Source organism: Sinorhizobium sp. 8-89, from assembly GCF_030124325.1.
GTDB lineage: Bacteria > Pseudomonadota > Alphaproteobacteria > Rhizobiales > Rhizobiaceae > Sinorhizobium.
This window is the reverse complement of sequence record NZ_JASKLR010000018.1, coordinates 33899-49149: the sequence shown is the minus strand read 5'-3', so window position 1 is coordinate 49149 and position 15251 is coordinate 33899. Positions and strand designations below refer to the sequence as shown.

General features: G+C 61.8%; 14 protein-coding genes. 8 read left to right on the top strand and 6 right to left on the bottom strand.

What is annotated here, in order from left to right; translation table 11 throughout:
* Positions 1 to 5 precede the first annotated feature (5 nt).
* Positions 6 to 2603, bottom strand: a complete 2598-nt coding sequence (locus tag QN219_RS25190; protein WP_405052261.1) for a ligase-associated DNA damage response DEXH box helicase — start codon at positions 2601 to 2603, stop codon at positions 6 to 8.
* Between the two features lie 63 nt (positions 2604 to 2666).
* On the opposite strand from QN219_RS25190, the gene QN219_RS25185 reads away from it, so the two are divergent.
* Positions 2667 to 3173 (top strand): Rrf2 family transcriptional regulator, encoded by a 507-nt coding sequence (locus tag QN219_RS25185; protein WP_284002825.1) that lies wholly within the window; start codon positions 2667 to 2669, stop codon positions 3171 to 3173.
* 30 nt (positions 3174 to 3203) lie between these two features.
* A complete protein-coding gene (locus tag QN219_RS25180) occupies positions 3204 to 3665 on the top strand; it encodes a carboxymuconolactone decarboxylase family protein (RefSeq protein ID WP_284002823.1) in 462 nt (153 codons plus the stop codon).
* Between the two features lie 6 nt (positions 3666 to 3671).
* On the opposite strand, the gene QN219_RS25175 is transcribed toward QN219_RS25180, so the two are convergent.
* Positions 3672 to 4307: a YitT family protein gene (locus QN219_RS25175; RefSeq protein WP_284002821.1), complete on the bottom strand. Its 636-nt coding sequence runs from the start codon at positions 4305 to 4307 to the stop codon at positions 3672 to 3674.
* 186 nt (positions 4308 to 4493) lie between these two features.
* Entirely contained in the window at positions 4494 to 5432 is a 939-nt protein-coding gene (locus QN219_RS25170; RefSeq protein ID WP_284002913.1) for a class I SAM-dependent methyltransferase, read from the bottom strand.
* Between the two features lie 152 nt (positions 5433 to 5584).
* Here QN219_RS25170 and QN219_RS25165 point away from each other — a divergent pair, with 152 nt between their 5' ends.
* From QN219_RS25165 to QN219_RS25155, 3 genes are all read left to right on the top strand, one after another.
* The gene (locus QN219_RS25165) at positions 5585 to 5851 is read left to right on the top strand and encodes a DUF6460 domain-containing protein (protein ID WP_284002819.1); all 267 of its coding nucleotides are present in this window, start codon (positions 5585 to 5587) and stop codon (positions 5849 to 5851) included.
* A 3-nt stretch (positions 5852 to 5854) separates the two neighbouring features.
* Positions 5855 to 6358 (top strand): CAP domain-containing protein, encoded by a 504-nt coding sequence (locus QN219_RS25160; protein ID WP_284002818.1) that lies wholly within the window; start codon positions 5855 to 5857, stop codon positions 6356 to 6358.
* A gap of 162 nt (positions 6359 to 6520) precedes the next feature.
* Entirely contained in the window at positions 6521 to 7888 is a 1368-nt protein-coding gene (locus tag QN219_RS25155; RefSeq protein ID WP_284002817.1) for an MATE family efflux transporter, read from the top strand.
* On the opposite strand, the gene QN219_RS25150 is transcribed toward QN219_RS25155, so the two are convergent.
* Entirely contained in the window at positions 7864 to 8952 is a 1089-nt protein-coding gene (locus tag QN219_RS25150; RefSeq protein ID WP_284002816.1) for a quinone-dependent dihydroorotate dehydrogenase, read from the bottom strand. The two genes, QN219_RS25155 and QN219_RS25150, sit on opposite strands and share 25 nt — an antisense overlap.
* Positions 8949 to 9296: a DUF952 domain-containing protein gene (locus tag QN219_RS25145; protein ID WP_284002815.1), complete on the bottom strand. Its 348-nt coding sequence runs from the start codon at positions 9294 to 9296 to the stop codon at positions 8949 to 8951. Before QN219_RS25145 ends, QN219_RS25150 begins: the two co-directional genes overlap by 4 nt.
* Before the next feature lie 105 nt (positions 9297 to 9401).
* Between QN219_RS25145 and QN219_RS25140 the strand changes: the two genes are divergently transcribed.
* Positions 9402 to 9836: a hypothetical protein gene (locus QN219_RS25140; RefSeq protein WP_284002814.1), complete on the top strand. Its 435-nt coding sequence runs from the start codon at positions 9402 to 9404 to the stop codon at positions 9834 to 9836.
* Between the two features lie 88 nt (positions 9837 to 9924).
* Positions 9925 to 10572 (top strand): response regulator transcription factor, encoded by a 648-nt coding sequence (locus tag QN219_RS25135; protein ID WP_284002812.1) that lies wholly within the window; start codon positions 9925 to 9927, stop codon positions 10570 to 10572.
* A 200-nt stretch (positions 10573 to 10772) separates the two neighbouring features.
* Here the strand turns inward: QN219_RS25135 and QN219_RS25130 are convergent, their stop codons facing one another.
* Positions 10773 to 14279 carry a PAS domain-containing hybrid sensor histidine kinase/response regulator gene (locus QN219_RS25130; protein WP_284002811.1) on the bottom strand — a complete coding sequence of 1169 codons (3507 nt, stop codon included), beginning with the start codon at positions 14277 to 14279 and terminating at the stop codon, positions 10773 to 10775.
* 289 nt (positions 14280 to 14568) lie between these two features.
* On the opposite strand from QN219_RS25130, the gene mscL reads away from it, so the two are divergent.
* Positions 14569 to 14997, top strand: coding sequence for a large conductance mechanosensitive channel protein MscL (mscL, locus tag QN219_RS25125; RefSeq protein WP_284002810.1), 429 nt, complete (start codon positions 14569 to 14571; stop codon positions 14995 to 14997).
* Positions 14998 to 15251 lie beyond the last annotated feature (254 nt).

Genomic DNA, 15251 nt, shown 5'->3' with positions numbered 1-15251 from the left:
TCTCTTCACCGGATCACAACATCGGGCTCGCCGCCCATCGCTTCGTTGATCAAATCGTCGGCGGCTTCCGAAAGCAGGAAGTCGTGCGCCTCTCCCTGGACCGCTTCGCGTCCGATCTCAAGCATGACCGGAACCGCGAGCGGCGAGATATGATCGAGTCGGCGGTGGGTGATGTGCCCCTTGATTCGTTTCAGCATAGATCCGAGCCGACCGATGTCCAAAAGTCCAGTCGCGGCGTCGCTGCGTGTTGCTTCCAGCAGAATGTGGTCCGGCTCGTGCGCTCGCAATACGTCGTAAATGAGATCGGCGGAAACGGTAATCTGCCGTCCGGTCTTCTCTTTGCCCGGGTGGCGCTGATCGATGAGCCCGGCGATCACGGCGCAGTTGCGGAAGGTACGTTTCAGGAGGAAGGACTCGTTCAGCCAGGCTTCGAGGTCGTCGCCAAGCATGTCTTCGTCGAAGAGTTGCGCCAGTGATGGCCGGCGGGCACGAAAGGCGTTGCCCAGATCATCGAGCCCCCAGACCGCGAGAGAATAGTCGGTGGCGACGAAGCCGAGCGGTTTCAGCCCGGCGCGGTCGAGACGGCGGGTCAAAAGCATGCCGAGCGTCTGGTGGGCGAGCCGCCCTTCGAAGGCATAGATCACCATATAATGCCGACTGCCGCGCGGGAACGTTTCGATCAGCAGCTCGTCCTCGCGCGGCAGCATGGAGATGTCTTTCTGCAGCGCCAGCCAGTCGCGCACCTGGTCCGGCAATGAAGCGTGGCGCGCCGGATCGGCAAGCATCTTGCGCACCTGCGCGGCGAGATAGGTGGATAGCGGAAACTTGCCGCCAGCATAAGTCGGCACCTTGGGGTCGAAAGAGAAGGCCTGGGAGACGAGGCATTCATTCTCGCGGATGCCTTCGAAGCGCACGACCTTGCCGGAAAAGACAAAGGTGTCGCCCGGCGACAGCATTTCCAGGAAATATTCCTCTACCTTGCCGAGCGTCATGCCGCCGCGGCCGAGCGAGCCGCGCGCGTTACGCTTGACCATGCGCACGTTCAGCATCGGCGATTCGACGATGGTGCCGACGTTGAGGCGGTATTGCTGAGCCACCATCGGATTCGACACCCGCCAGAGCCCGTCCTTCGTCTTGCGGATGCGGGCATAGCGCTCGTAGGTGCGAAGCGCATAGCCGCCCGTGGCGACGAAATCGACGATGCGCTCGAACGTCTCCCAGGAGAGATGCGCATAGGGAGCGGCGCTGGTGATCTCCCGATGAAGATCAACGGCATCGAAGGGCTGGGCGCAAGCGATTCCGAGCACATGCTGGGCGAGCACGTCGAGCGCGCCCTGACCGACCGGCGGCGTATCCTGCGCGCCGATGTAGTTGGCGTCGAGTGCCGCCTGGCATTCCATCACTTCGAAACGGTTGGCAGGCACGAGGATCGCGCGGCTCGGCTCGTCCATGCGGTGGTTTGCGCGACCGATACGTTGGGCAAGGCGGCTCGCCCCTTTCGGCGCGCCGACATGGACGACAAGATCGACATCGCCCCAGTCGATGCCCAGATCGAGGGTGGATGTGGCGACGACGGCGCGCAGCCGGTTTTCCGACATGGCGGCCTCGACCTTGCGGCGCTGCGCGACATCGAGTGAACCGTGATGGAGCGCGATCGGCAGATTGTCGTCGTTGATCGTCCAGAGTTCCTGGAACAGCATTTCCGCCTGGCTGCGGGTGTTGACGAAGAGCAGCGTCGTGCCGTGATCCTTGATCGCGGCATAGACGTCGGCGATCGCATAGCGTGCCGAATGTCCTGCCCAGGGCACGTGCTCCTCGGTCCGCAGGATCAAAATTTCCGGCTTCGCACCGCCGGAAACGGTGATCAGCCCGGCGTGGTTTTCTTGTTCCTCGGTCTGGGCCACGAGCCAGCGTTGCAGCTCCATCGGCTCGGCGACCGTCGCCGAAAGGCCGGTCGTCTGGAGGTCGGGCGCGAGCCGGCGCAGGCGCGCAAGACCGAGCGACAGCAGATGTCCGCGCTTCGAGGTGACCAGCGAGTGCAACTCGTCGAGCACGACGTAGCGCAGATCCTTGAAGAAGCGCTCCGCCTCGCCGTTGGCTATGAGCAGGGCCAGCTGCTCGGGTGTGGTCAGCAGGATGTCGGGTGGATTGAGTCTCTGGCGCTGGCGCTTGGCCTGCGGCGTGTCGCCCGTGCGGTTCTCGATCCGGACCGGCAGACCCATCTGCGCCACGGGCTTCATCAGGTTGCGCTCGATATCGACCGCAAGCGCCTTCAGCGGCGATATGTAGAGCGTGTGAATGCCGACAAAGGGCGATCCGGGCGGAATTTTGCCGCGCCGGGTGATATCGACGAGCGACGGCAGAAATCCGGCAAGGGTCTTGCCGGCTCCGGTCGGCGCGATCAGAAGCGTGCTTTCTCCCGCTTCTGCGCGCGACAGCAATTCGAGCTGGTGGGCGCGGGGTCGCCAGCCCTTCTCGGCGAACCACCGGAGAAACGGCGTCGGCAACGTCAGCACGTCGCTATCCGGCAATGGGGAATCGATCCTGTTCACGGGGAACAAAAGTAGATCATGTTCGGCAAAAGAGAAGCCTGAGTGTGGCATTGGCGGCAACAACTTGACTCCGAGATAATCATGGATAAAAAACATCCATGATAGGAGAGTGCGATGAAACTTGGAGACGGCGTCGAACAGGCCATTCACAGCGTGACGATGCTGAGCTGTCTTCGGCCAGGCAGCACGCTTTCGGCTGCGGCACTCGCCGAGTTTCACGGTGTATCGACCAGCTATCTCCTGAAACATCTCCAGGCGATGTCGGGTGAAGGCCTGCTCGAGGCGGTGCCAGGCCCGAAGGGCGGCTACAGGCTTGCCCGCGCCCCGGAAAAGATAACGCTGCTCGATATCGTTCTCGCCGTCGAGGGTCCGGATCCGGCCTTTCGCTGCAACGAAATCCGATTGCGCGGTCCCGATCCCTATGAGTGCAAGCCGACTGCGCCCTGCACGATCAATGTGGCGATGCTCAGGGCGGAGCAGGCCTACCGTGCCGAACTGCGGCGAGTGACGATCGCCGACATCATGGCGGACCTAAATTCGATCGACCGCGATGGCGCGATCGCGGCCCGGACGAACCGTTTTCTTGCCACGCATGAGCGAAAATCAGGCGTGAGTGCCTGACCGACCAGCTCACAAACCAAGGAGAAGAGCATGCAGCCGCGTTTCAACTTCGCCAAAGCCGCGCCGGACGCCTACAAAGCCGTCGCGGCGCTCGACAGCTATGTCAAAGGCTCGGGGATAGAGCTTCGCCTGATCCACCTGATCAAGCTACGTGCGTCGCAGATCAACGGCTGCGCCTTCTGCGTCGACATGCATAGCAAGGAGGCCCGTCACAGCGGTCTTAGCGAGCAATGGATCAATCTCGTCTGCGTCTGGCGCGAATCGCCGCACTACGACGAGCGAGAGCGCGCCGTGCTGGGCTGGACCGAAGCGCTGACGAACGTGGCCGCGACCCGCGCCCCCGACGACGCCTATGAAGCTTTGAAGGCGCATTTCACGGAAGAGGAAATGACCAAAATCACCGTTGCGATCGGCACCATGAACGTGTGGAATCGCCTCTGCGTCGGCTTCCGCGCACTTCCTCCGATCGACGCGCCGGCGGAGGCCGCATAAGCACTTTCAAAATGCGATGTAACGATCGGCGCGGTGGTTGATTGCCACGAACAGGTTGAGGACGACCGCGCCGAGCACCGACCAGACGACGACCGACGGCGTCGTCACGGCAAAGGCGATGGCGAGAACAACCATGTCGATCGCAAGCTGCACCAGTCCGGCACGAACGCCGAAACGCTCCTGCAGGTAGATGCCCAATATGCCGACGCCGCCAAGGCTGGCGCGGTGGCGGTAGAGCGCCAGCAGCCCATATCCGAGCAGCAGACCGCCGAGAAGGGCGGCCCATGCGGGATCGATCCCGCCGATCTGAAACAGGCGCGACTGCATGTCGGTCAGAAACGAGGTGAGCGCGATCGCAATGAAGGTCTTGATTGTGAAAGCCGGGCCGAGCCGCTTCAGCGAGAGATAGAAGAACGGCAGATTGAGAAGAAAGAAGGCAAGGCCGAAGTTCACGCCGGTGGCGTAGTGCAGCAGGAAGGCGATGCCGGCGGTGCTGCCGGTCAGCAACCCGGCACTCGCGAGGAAATAGAGCCCCAGCGCGGCGACGAGGCTGCCGGAAAAGATGCCTTGCACGTCCTCGACAGGCGTATGCCGGGTAGGGCTGGTCTTCCAGAGACCGAAGACGCTGCTGATCTGTGCCATGTCGAAACCTCGATTGCTACTGCAAGGATTCCTCGAAATCATGCAGTATTTCAAAGTGCTACAGCGACCTTGGCGCGTACGACTGACGCGCGGCGCTGCAGGTCTTCAGCATTGCTGCAACGCACAAAAACAATCAAGAAAAATATGTAAGCAATGCTGACCTATTTTGCGCGGCAGCGTTGCGTCCTATGCAGGCTTCCGCGCGAGGAACAGAATTCCTGCGACCGGCCTGCCGGCATCCATGCGAATAACCGTGCGCTCCGATCCGATCAGCGAAAATCCGCATCCGGCGCAAGCATCGGCGATGTAGGCTTCGGAATGCGCGTAGCGGAGCGATGGCCGGAGGATGAACCCCTCGTTCGTTGCCGCGTCCTCCACCGAAAAAGCAAAGAGGCCGCCGGGTACGAGCAGCCGGTCCGCGATCCGGAAGACGCTTTCCAGATTGCCGAGATACATCAGCACGTCCGCCGCGCTGACGAGATCGGCCCTTGCGGCCGGCAATTCGCCGAACGCTCCCGAGTTTTCGGGCGCAAGCGACAGGTCCGCCTGTGTCAGACGATCGTAGATTGCCTTTACCTCCGCCTTGGCCAGCATGTTGGCGGATAGGTCGAAGCCCTCGAGGTGGTCGCAGCGATGGCGGATGCGGTCGCCGAAGAGACCGGTGCCGCAGCCGAGATCGGTGACGTAATGGAAATGGCGCCCGTTGGTCGCCCTGTCGATCAGCGCTGCGAGCTTTTCGGGCACGCTGTAGTCGAGCTTTTCGACGAGGGCCTTGTCGAAGCGTTCCGCATAGTCGTCGAAGAGGCGCTCGACGTAAACGCTCGGCGGCTGTTCGGGAGTCTCGGTCGCCCCAAGAAGTGCGAGCTTGAGGCTGGCGCCGAAAACGTCATCGGGATTGAGACGGAGTGTGCTGCGCAGCGCGTCGATTGCCGCCTCTTTTCGGCCAGATTTTTCTTCATAGTCCGCCAACCGAAACCAGCCAGCGGCCCAGTCCGGCGCGCGTTCGAGAGCCTGGGCCATCAGTTCTGCCGCGCTTTGCGGTTCACCGGCCTCGGCGAGCATTTTTGCGTAGTCGGCGCGGCGATCGGCGATCAGGTCGCCGGAGGAGAGCTGGTTGAGGGTCATCGACATGACGGCGTGGTTGCGATGGACGCTTCTGACGCCGGATAAGGCAAAATACAAGCGGAATCTGAAAGACGGCGCAGCTCGCTTTCTCTTGCGCCTTGCAGCCCCGATGACGGCGGCTTATGTGAAGGGAAACTGGAGAATATTCGCCGATGTCGGACGGAATTAACAAGTTTCTGGGTGACACGCCCCTGCGTGTGCTGGTCAAGCTCGTCGTCGTGTCGATCCTGGTCGGTTTCGTCATGACCCTGTTCGATTGGTATCCGGTCGACATCTATTTCAGCATTCGCAATTTCCTGCTCGACCTCTGGCGCTCGGGTTTCGCAGCCCTCGGTAGAGTCGGCGACTATCTTTTGCTCGGCGCGGCAATCGTCATTCCTGCCTTCCTCATTCTCCGTGTTTTGAGCTATCGACGGTAAAGCATGCAGCATCAGCAGTTCTTCATCCGCAGGCGCGTCCTGTTGCGGGCTGGCGGTTTCCTTTCACTCGGCGTGCTTGCCGGCTGCACGACATCAAACCTGCTTTCTCCCGACGAAGGCAGCGGAAGCGACCAGACGGGAGCGACGCTTGGCTACGTCAACACCTTGCGGAAGGATCGCGGGTTGGCGTCGCTCGTTCACGATCCCGTCGCCTCGGTCGCGGCATTGAACCAGGCAGCACGCATGGCCCGGGTCGGCAAGATGCAGCACAACATCGGCTGGCGCGACAATTTCTACGACCGGATGAAGGGGCAGGGCGTTACGCTCCCGGCCGCGGAAAATATCGCCATGGGCCAGGATGATGCGGAGAGTGCCTATCAAGCCTGGTTCCGTTCTCCGAAGCATCTCGAAAACATGCTCGGCGGCTACCATGGCCTCGGTGTTGCGGTGGCGCAGAATACCGCTTCCGGAAACCGCCCGTATTGGGCCATGGTGCTCTCCGGCTGACTTGATCCCTCTTATGGGCGGTTCGGAAGCCGCCCACAAGATCACGATGATTTTGGGTCGAATTGCCCAAAATAATAAGCGTGATCGATTCTAATGAGTTAGAGCGGGATGCGGGCGGAAAACCGCACACTGTTTTCCTCATCCCGCTCCAGGAATTTGACGATGGCCGCCACGGAAACCCTCGAACGCGACGCGCACGCCAGCGAAGCCGGCCCGTTTCATGTCACCAATCGGCTGATCTTCTCGATCGCATTGCCGATGACGTTGGGGTTTCTGACGACACCGCTGCTTGGGCTTGTCGACACCGCCGTGGTCGGCCGCCTCGGCCGGGCGGATCTGCTCGCAGGCCTCGCGGTCGGCGCCGTGATGTTCGATCTGATCTTCACGACCTTCAACTTCCTCCGGGCCTCGACCACGGGTCTCGTCGCCCAGGCCTATGGCCGCGGGGACAGGCGGGAGCAACAGGCGGTCTTCTGGCGTTCGCTGGTGATCGCGCTTTTTTCCGGCGTCGCCATCGTCGTGCTCTCGCCTTTGCTATTTTCCGCCGGTCTGTGGCTGATGGCCCCCGGCGCCGAGGTCGAAGCCGTCACGCGCACCTATTTCTTCTATCGGATCCTGTCCGGGCCGGCGGCGCTCGCCAACTATGCAATCCTTGGTTTCGTGCTCGGGCGCGGCGAGGGCTCGATCGGTCTCCTGCTGCAGACGCTCATCAACGGCATTAACATCGTGCTGGCCATCCTGTTCGGTCTCATCCTCGGCTGGGGTGTGACGGGCGTGGCGCTGGCGACCGTGACCGGCGAAGTCATCGGCGCACTCGTCGGCTTTGCGATCGTCTATGGACGATTTGACCGGCGCGATGCGCCGGACTGGCGGACGATCTTCGCCCGCGAGCGGCTGAAGCCGATGTTCGGTCTGAACCGGGACATCATGATCCGCTCCTTCGTATTGCTTGCCGCCTTCACGCTGATGACCCGGATCGGCACGTCGTTCGGGCCTGTGACGCTCGCCGCCAACGCCGTGCTGATGACGATCTTCCTGGTTGCCGGATACTACCTCGACGGCCTCGCCAATGCCGCCGAGCAGCTTACCGGGCGATCGATCGGCGCCGGATACCGTCCGGCCTTCGACCGCGCCTTGCGGATGACTGCGCTTTGGTCGCTGGGGCTCGCCGCACTGACGACTCTCGCCTTCCTGCTCTTCGGCGATGACCTTGTCGACGTTCTGACGACCGCGCCGGATGTGCGTGCCGTGGCTTACGAGTACATGCCCTGGGCGGCGATGACGGCGCTGACCGGCGCGCTCGCCTTTCTGATGGATGGCGTCTTCATCGGCGCCACCTGGTCGCGCGACATGCGCAACATGATGCTGGCGGCCTTCATCGGTTATGCAATCGCGCTTGCCGTTCTGATCCCGGTCTTCGGCAATCACGGGCTCTGGGCAGGGCTGAACCTGTTCCTGCTCCTGCGCGGCGTGTTCCTGCTGATCCTCGTGCCGCGCCGGGCCGCTCAGGCGTTTCGCGCGACCCAGTAGCCGAGCCGGCTGTCGCGGATGTCGCGGATCGATGCAAGCTTCTCGCGATCGCAGAGTGCGGATAGGCCGCGCACGATCCGGCCCGGCAGCCCCGGCCCCTCATAGACCATGCAGGAATAGAGTTGGACGAGATCGGCGCCGGCTCGGATTTTCTCCGCTGCGGTTTCCGCCGAGTGGACACCGCCGACGCCGATGATCGGCAAGGCAGGGCCGACGCGCTTGCGCATCCGCGCGAGCACTGCCGTCGATTTCTCGAAGAGCGGCTTGCCGGAAAGCCCGCCCGCTTCTCCGGCCTGCCGCTGATCCTTCAGGCCGTCGCGCGCCAGCGTGGTGTTGGAAACGATCAGGCCGTCTAGACCGTGCGCCAGCACCTCCGCCGCGATGTCGTCCATCCCTTCTTCGGTGAGGTCGGGCGCGATTTTCAGGAACACGGGGATCCGTTTCGAGCTCTTCTTCGCTTCCTCGTCGCGGGCCGTAAGCACGGCCGAAAGCAGTGCTGCCAGGCTTTCGCGTGCCTGAAGGTCGCGAAGACCGGGTGTGTTCGGCGAGGAGATGTTTGCAGTGAAGTAGCGTGCGACCGGATAGAAGGTCCGGATCCCCGTGACATAGTCGGCGATGCGATCTGCACTATCCTTGTTGGCGCCGATATTGACGCCGATCAGCGCCTGACGCGAACAGCCTTGAAGGCGCGCAAGCGCGGCACCATGGCCTTCATTGTTGAATCCGAGCCGGTTGATGACGGCGTTATCTTCGACGAGCCGGAACATGCGCGGCTTGTCGTTGCCGGGCTGTGGTCGCGGCGTGACCGTACCGATCTCGGTGAAGCCGAAGCCGATCTTCAGGAGAGCCTCCGGCACCTCGGCATTCTTGTCGTATCCGGCCGCCATGCCGATCGGGTTCGGGAAGGTGAGGCCGGCGATTTCCTGGCTGACGCGCGGATCGGCCGGCGCCGCGCAACTCGGCACGAGCCCGCTCTTGAGTGCCTTGATCGATAGACCGTGCGCGGTTTCCGGATCGACAAGAAACAGGCCGCTGCGCGAGAGGAATTTCAGGGCGTCGATCATGGTGCGAGCTCGGGAAAGACGTGGAGGCCGTCGGCACCCAATGGTAAGGGCCTCTCCCAGATTACCGCATCGAGCGGGAGCGGCCCGTAGAGATGCGGAAACAGTGCGCCGCCGCGCGAAGGTTCGTAGACAAGCTTTTCGCCAAGGGCGGCGCCGTCGATGGCGATGAGCAGTAGGCCGTCCTGACCTTCGAAGTGCCTTGCGGCCGTTTCGACGACCTGGTCCCCGGTCGAAAAATGGATGAAGCCATCGGCGAGGTCGACGGGTGCCCCCGTGAACTTTCCTGCCCGCCGCGCCTCCTGCCATAGAAGTGCCGGAACGATCTTGTATATAATGGCGTTCATGTGCCCGCTTGTCCGTCGTGAAACCCAATCGTGGCCTTGCCGCAAATATTGGCGCTTGTCCACCACGGAAGGCGGATTTCCGCAGCATCCAATGGAGTGGCTGTCATGAGGAAGGTAGTTGTGGCACTGGCGATGGGCTTGACGCTCGGCTGGGTCGCGTCGGCGTACACGCAGGAGGTGCTTCCCGGACGCTACAGCATGCAGAAATCGGACACCGGCATCGCACGACTCGACACTGAGACGGGCGAGGTCACGCTGTGCCGGGAAAAGGACGGCGAACTCGTCTGCCGGATGGCGGCCGATGAGCGGGCGGCCTTCGAGCGGGAGATCGATCTTTTGACCAAACGCGTCGAGGCATTGGAAAAGGCCGTCAAAAGCGGTGAAACTGCGATGAAACCGGCTCTTCCGAGCGACGAAGAGATTGACCGGACGATGAGCATCATGGAAAGAATGATGCGCAAGTTCATGGAGATCGTGAAGGATCTCGAAGGGAGCGGAGACGGTTCCAGCGAGGGAACCGAAGTACCGCAAAAGACCTGACGGGCACCGGAACGAAGCATTGAGACGCGATCCGGCGCGTTGGAGGATGCGCGGGGTCCGTGCCGAGGCTCTTGGGAGGGAGCATCCAATGCCGGAAATGACCATCATCATCGCCGATGACCACCCCCTTTTTCGTGGTGCAATGCGCCAGGCGCTGAGCGGCATGGCCGATGCTCCGGGCATAGTCGAAGCCGGTGACTTCGCGGCCGCCCGCAAGGCTGCGGCGGATCACCCGGACGCCGACCTGATGCTGCTGGATCTGACGATGCCGGGCGTCAGCGGTCTTTCGGGTCTCATTGCATTGCGGGCGGAGTTTCCGAGCCTCCCGGTGATGATTGTCTCGGCCCACGACGATCACGCGACGATTCATCGTGCGATCGATCTAGGTGCTGCCGGGTTCCTTTCCAAATCCGCGGGCATCGACGAAATTCGCCAGGGCATCACGAAAGTGATCGCCGGCGAAGTCTTCGTGCCGGCGGATTACGACCAGAATCAGGAATACGAGCCGGAAGTGGCCGATCTCCTGCATCGGCTGCAGACGCTGACCCCGCAGCAGTCGCGGGTGCTCAGCATGCTTGCCGAGGGGCTGCTCAACAAGCAGATTGCCTACGAGCTCGGCGTCTCGGAGGCGACGATCAAGGCCCATGTTTCAGCGATCCTGCTGAAACTCAACGTGGACAGCCGCACGCAGGCCGTCATCCAGCTGTCGAAGATAGGCACGGTGGCGGCTGCCTGATTTGGCGCTTCGTCGGTAAAATCTCGGAAAATGTGAGCGGTATCCGCCCCTCATCCGGCCTGCCGGCCACCTTCTCCCCGCTCGCGGAGCGAAGGAGACTCGCGGCAACCACCGAACCTCCCAGTCCCCTCTCCTCGCTTGCGGGGAGAGGGTTAGGGTGAGGGGCGATTGCACGCGGTTTGTTCGGCCAAATAGCGCCGCTATTCCGCAGCGGCCTTTCCCGCTATGGAGAGCTGGGTCAACCATGCGCGCATGGCAGCCGGACGTACGGGCTTGTTTTGCAGAGTGACCCCGTCGCGTTCGGCGGCGCCGCGTACCTCGGGCGAGCGGTCGGCCGTCACCAGCAGCGCTGGAATGCTTTCCCCCCAAAACGCACGGATGCGGGCAATCGCTTCGATGCCGGTGCCGTCACCGAGATGATAATCGGCGATGATTGCATCGGGCCTCTTCGCCTGACCGTCGGGTCTCATAGCCGAACAGCCGGCAAGCGATTCCACCGTGGTGACCGTGCAGCCCCAGCCGCCAAGCAGCAGCGCCATTCCGTCGAGAATCTTCGGCTCGTTGTCGATGCAGATGATGCTCAGGCCGGCCAGGGCGTCATTCGTCTTCGCGGTCGCAACATCTTTGGGTTTCGCGCGTTCGCTGACGCCTGCTTCGAGCGGCACCGTGACCTTGAAGCCGGTGCCATTTCCGTGCTTCGACTGAAGGTTGACGGGATGGTTGAGGACGCGCGAAATGCGATCGACGATCGAGAGTCCGAGCCCGAGCCCTGACGCGGTACGCGCTCCCTCGTCGAGGCGTGCGAACTCCTTGAAGACGGTGCGAAATTTCGAGGGTGGAATGCCGATGCCGGAATCGAGCACCTCGATCGTCGCGGCCCTCCCACGGCGCCGCACGCCGACGAGCACCTTTCCCTTCAGCGTGTATTTGATGGCGTTCGAGACGAGGTTCTGGACCACGCGCCGCAGAAGATTCGGATCGCTGCGCACGACCAGGGATGTCGGCATGACGATGAGTTCGAGACCCTTCGCCCGTGCCATCGGAGCGAAATCCGTCTCGATACGCCGGAGCAATTCGTTGAGCGGCACGGATTGCAGGCGCGGCTTCATCGCGCCTGTGTCGAGCCGGGAAATATCAAGCACCGCGCCGAGAATGGCTTCCACCGATTCCAGCGAGGAATCGATGTTCTGGACGAGCGTGCTGTTGTCGGAATCGCCGAGCCGCTCGACGAGCGACGACGAATAAAGTCGCGCCGCATTCAATGGCTGCAGGATGTCATGTCCGGCGGCGGCGAAGAAGCGGGTCTTGCCGATATTGGCTTCCTCCGCTGCCGCCTGAGCTTCGGCGAGCTCGCGGTTGACCCGTGTCAGCTCTCCCGTCCGTTCGGTTACGCGCAGTTCGAGCGTTTCGTTGGCTTGTTTCAGCGCCATGTCAGCTGCCACGCGCTGCGTGATGTCGGTATAGGTCGTGACGATGCCCTTGTCCGGCATGGCATTGGTTCTGACTTCGATGATGCGTTCGCCGTTGGCGAGTTCGAGCAGAAAGGGCTTGTCGAGCGTCAGGAAGTTGGCGACCAATGCCTTCTCCTGATCCTTGCGGATGTCGCCACGCCTCGTCAGGATCTCGACGATATCAGCGAGCGGGAAGCCGACCTGGCCTGCGGCTTCGGGTAGGTCGAGCAATTGTCTGAAGCGGCGGTTCCAGATGATCAGGTTGTTGGCATTGTCGAAGACCGCGATGCCCTGATCCATCTGCGAGAGTGCCGTTTGCAACATATCCTGATTGTATTGCAGGGCCTCGCTCGCCTGGTCGAGCAGCCAGGCGGTGTCAGAGGACGCGTCGTCCATCCGCTGCAGCACGAGCGAAAGCACGAGACGGGCCGAGGATGAACCGATGGCGCTGCCGAGCAATTGTTCCGAGAAATGAATGAGCGCCATGTCGGCGGACGCATTTTCGTCGAGCCAGCGGCCGGATTGCTGCTCGTAGGTATGGAAAGAGCGCTGCATCCGCTCTTCGCCCATGTAGCGGGCGATTGTGGTCTTTAGGTCGCGTACGGTCACCTTGGTCTTGCGCCCGCGGAACGTTCCTTCCGTGCGCGAACGGCGGGTGATGAACACGCCGGCCTGGAAGCGCTCCAGGGGTTTTGGCGTCCGGGTCAGCGACGCAAGCACGTAGGCTGTCATGTTGACGAAAAGGCTCAATGCTGTGGCATTGACCAGAGGATCGGCATTCGGCCCCGAAAAGAGATCCGTGAACGGCAGAAGAAAACTCAGTACCGTCGTCGCGACATGGGAATTGTCGGGGCCGCCGAGGCTCGGTAGGAACAGCAGATAGGCCCAGACGAGAAAGCCGCAGACCATTCCGGTGATTGCCCCGCGGGCATTCGCCTGGCGCCATACGAGGCCGCCGAGAAGCGCAGGCGCCATCTGCGATACGGCGACGAAGGAGAGCAACCCCAGCGACGCGAGGCCCGCACTGATATCGGCCGCGCGATAGTAGCCATAGCCGAGCAGCAGGACGACGAAAATCGCGGTGCGGCGGATATTGAGCAGCGTGCCTGCGACATTCTCCTGCATGCCGCCGCGCTGGCTGAGATTGCGTCGCAGGAAGATCGGCATCACGATATCATTGGAAATCATGATCGACAGCGCCACCGACGCGACGATGACCATGGCGGTTGCCGCGGAAAAGCCGCCGATGAAGGTCGTCAGGGAGAGCAAGGGGACTTCGCCGGCGAGCGGCAGCTTCAGCAAGTAGAGGTCTGCGTCGCCTGAGCCTGAGAAGGTCAGAATGCCTGCTATGGCGATCGGCAGCACGAAGAGGTTGATCGCGATGAGATAAAGCGGAAAGAGAACGCCCGCGGTGCGCAATTCGCTTTCGGTACGATTTTCGACCACGGTCACATGGAATTGCCGCGGCAGCATGATGACTGCAAAGGCCGAGAGCACGATCAGCAGGATCCATCGCGCCGGTGGCGTGCGGTATTCGAGGGCGGAGAGAACCGCGGGACTTTGCTGCGCTTGCGCCCATAGGTTCGCGGGCCCGTCGAACAGGACGAAGACGACGTAGACGCCGATCGTGAGCATCGCCACGAGCTTCACGACCGATTCCATGGAAATCGCGAGGATCAAGCCGTCCTGATGCTCGGTCGCGTCCGTATGACGCGTTCCGAAAACGATCGCGAAGCAGGCGAGGAAAAGGGTCACGAGCAGAGGCAGGTCGATGAAGGTTTGCCCGGCGCCAATGCCGTAGTCGCTCGTGTCGATCATCGCGGCGACCGAACTCGAAACTGCCTTGAGCTGCAGGGCGATGTAAGGGATGGCCCCGACCAGCGAAATCAGCGCCACGATTGCCGCCACGGCCGGGTTCTTGCCGTAACGTGCCGCCATGAAATCGGCGACGGATGTCAGCTTTTCGGTCTTGGCGAGCTGGATAATGCGGCGGACCAGCGGCATGCCGAGCGTGAACATCAGGATCGGACCGATATAGATGCCGGTGAACTCGAGCCCGCGTTCGGCCGCCAGCCCCACACCGCCGAAATAGGTCCATGAAGTGCAGTAGATCGCGAGACTGAGCGCATAGACCAGCGGTCTGCCCCTGCTGGCAGCGCTGCTTCTTCTGGCTCGCCGGTCGCCATAGCTTGCGACTGCGAACAGCAGCAGCAGATAGGCGACGGCCGAGGCAAAAATGACAGAACCCGAAAGCATGCCTCACTCCTCCGCCAAGCAGCATAGGGCAAGTCCAGCGGGTTGAGAATTGCCCCGTCCATGCGTCTTAAGTCCAAGAAAGCAGCGAGCGTTTCCTTGAGCTGAAAGCACCCTTCTTTCGGGCTGGAGGGGACATCGCCCCTGCAAGACTCGCCTGGTTGTACGCGAATTGATCAAACGCAAAGAACAGTTCCCACCGCGCGAGCTTTGATCTAGATTCCGAACCGACGGTTGCCGCGCGGGACGGATGCGGTTGCCGCTCCTAAACGGGGACTAGACGGAGAGACGCATGCTGAACGAATTCAAGGAGTTTATTGCCCGCGGCAACGTCATGGACCTTGCGGTCGGTGTGATCATTGGTGCCGCCTTCAGTAAGATCGTCGATTCGGTCGTCAACGACCTCGTGATGCCGATCGTCGGCGCCGTTACCGGCGGCGGCTTCGATTTCTCCAATTATTTCATTCCGCTTTCCGCGAATGTCACCGCACCCTCCCTTGCGGCGGCTCGCGAGCAGGGCGCCGTCTTTGCCTACGGTAACTTCATTACCGTGCTCATCAATTTCCTGATCCTCGCCTGGATCATCTTCCTGATGATCAAGGCCGTGAACCGGATGCGTGCTTCGATCGAAACGAAAAAGGAAGCGGCGCCTGCCGCCCCGCCGCCGCAGGATATCGTGCTTCTTTCCGAGATTCGCGATCTGTTGAAACAACGCGCCTGATTGCCTCGAAGGGCGTCATTGCGGCTTCCGATTTCGCTCCGCATGTTTCCTTGGATCGTAGCCGATCTAAGGATGAAAACATGCGGCAAATCAAAGTGCTACAGCGTGCGTCTGAAAAGACGCACGGCGCTGCAGGAACCGCGAAACATCACAAAAATCGATAAACCGGTCAGATAATGTCGCGTGATCGTCAGCGCAAAAGCGTCTAGAAGCGTCCGCAGTCTGGAGCGGGACGAGGAAACGTGTGTATGGTT